The organism is Psychroflexus planctonicus, assembly GCF_014640195.1.
Lineage (GTDB): Bacteria > Bacteroidota > Bacteroidia > Flavobacteriales > Flavobacteriaceae > Psychroflexus > Psychroflexus planctonicus.
The window spans coordinates 1-1,951 of record NZ_BMGM01000022.1; the positions used below are offsets into that span (position 1 = coordinate 1).

The window sequence follows — 1,951 nt, forward strand, 5'->3', positions numbered from 1 at the left end:
TATCATTGATTTGTTCAAAATTAGCGTCCCATGAGCTAGGGGTAATGGTAATCCAATATAAATTAGCTAATGAAGTTATTAAATATGGATTTAGTGTAGAACCATCTCCTTGTGGTTGTACGGCTTTAATGAATAGATCTTCTTCACCATTTAAGTTGGGATAAGTATTGTTAACTCCTGTGCTAATAGACCAAATATCTTCTGTTCCGTTTGTAGTTTCACACACAAAATCCCAACCAGCAGTAATAAATATGCTCTCTTGTGTCATGTTAGCTGTAGTCTCGCCTGTAGCATCACTATTATCTGTAGATGTTACGTCACTATCGTAAAAAGAATTGGTGACTAAATTAGTTCCTGTTTGGTTGGCAAATCCCGCGGGGTCTTCATTAGTATCGGAAGCTGTTACTGTATTTGCAGCATAAGATTTATCAATTAAACCTCCTGTAATACTTCCAGCAAAACCACCTGTGTTGGTAACTCCATTTACATTACCACGAGCATAACTATTATTAATTTCACCACCAGAAACAAGTCCAACAAATCCACCAACATCGCTGTTACCAGTAATATCAGTGTTTACAACATAACTCGTGGTTATGCTTGCATTGTTAATCATCCTACCGACTAAACCACCTACTCGATTAGCACCTGTAGCAGTTACTGTAGTTCCTTCTACGTAGGAGTCGCTTATAGTAGCATTATCAATTGTGCCCACAAGAGCAGCAATATTGCCAATACTTGTACCTGTAACCGTAATAGTTGATGAGCTAACCGAAGAACTAATAATGCTACCAGAGTTAGTCAAACTTGCTGCTAAAACGGCTATATTGTTACTATTACTTTCAACTACAGCATTAGTAAAATTTAAGTTTTCAACACTACCACTGTCAATAAGACCAATGAAAGCTGTGTTATTAGCATCTCTATCTATACTAAGTGAGTCTATAGCAAAGCCTTGACCATTATAGCTTCCAGAAAAACCACCATCAGAAAATTTACCAATGGGGTTAAATCCGTTAGCAATAGTCTGGCTTTCACTTGCATCAATATCATTTAATTGAATGTAATGCGCAGCATTTCTATCTTGTATATCTGATGCTGAAGCTGCTAAATCAGAAATCCAAAATAAATTTTCAAAGCTAGTAATTTGATATGGGTCTATTTCTGTACCTGATCCGAAAGGTTGTACAGCTGTTACTTGAGCAGTCAGGTTAACAACACTAAATAATGTGATTAACAAAAATAATTTTAATTTCATAACAAATAAAAATTTAATTTACACTTAGAACAATCTGTGTACCAAAAATGTAATAGATTGTAAGCTAGTAATTTTGATTAATTTACATATCAAATTATTTCTAAAAATTAGAAATAATTCCAATTTTAGTATCAAACTTACAAAACCATAAGCTATTCTATATTACAATATTAGATTAAATTCTACAAAAATTTAATATATTACTCTAAAAAATTAATTTATATGATTCATGACTATACTTAAACTTTATCTATTGTCTTTACATCGTAAAACTTATAATATTAAAAAAACCACCCTTACTTGCGTAAAAGGTGGTTTTTAAAAATAACTCCTAATAATATCTTTACATTCCTTGCTTTAGCATTAACTCAAGCTCTTTTTCAAGCTGAATTTGTTCTTAAAGAACGAAGATGATGTATATAAGAATTATAGCAACTGCTATGTATAAAATATAGGATACCACATCGAGCTTATTGATTTTTTTTAACCGCTTCAACATGCTTTTATTTTTTTAATACCAAAATAGCTTCCTACAACTAATCCGGCATATATTAACATGTTAATCGTTGCTTCGGGCACATCGTTTACATTGTCGTTATCAAAATCGAATACATCTTCTAAACTCTGTGCTTGTGCTTCCGGCATGAGTACTAACATGAAAAGTAAGCTAATTGCGATACCTAATTTTATATT

At 32.4% G+C, this 1,951-nt stretch carries 2 protein-coding genes; both read right to left on the reverse strand.

Going from position 1 to position 1,951, the window contains the following annotated elements; translation table 11 throughout:
* Nucleotides 1–1,258 (reverse strand): GLUG motif-containing protein (locus IEV72_RS13515; protein WP_229731935.1); only part of this gene is annotated, 1,258 nt, incomplete at its 3' end.
* Nucleotides 1,259–1,750: 492 nt separating this feature from the next.
* On the reverse strand, nt 1,751–1,951 hold a 201-nt coding region (locus IEV72_RS13520), incomplete at its 5' end, for a hypothetical protein (RefSeq protein WP_229731936.1).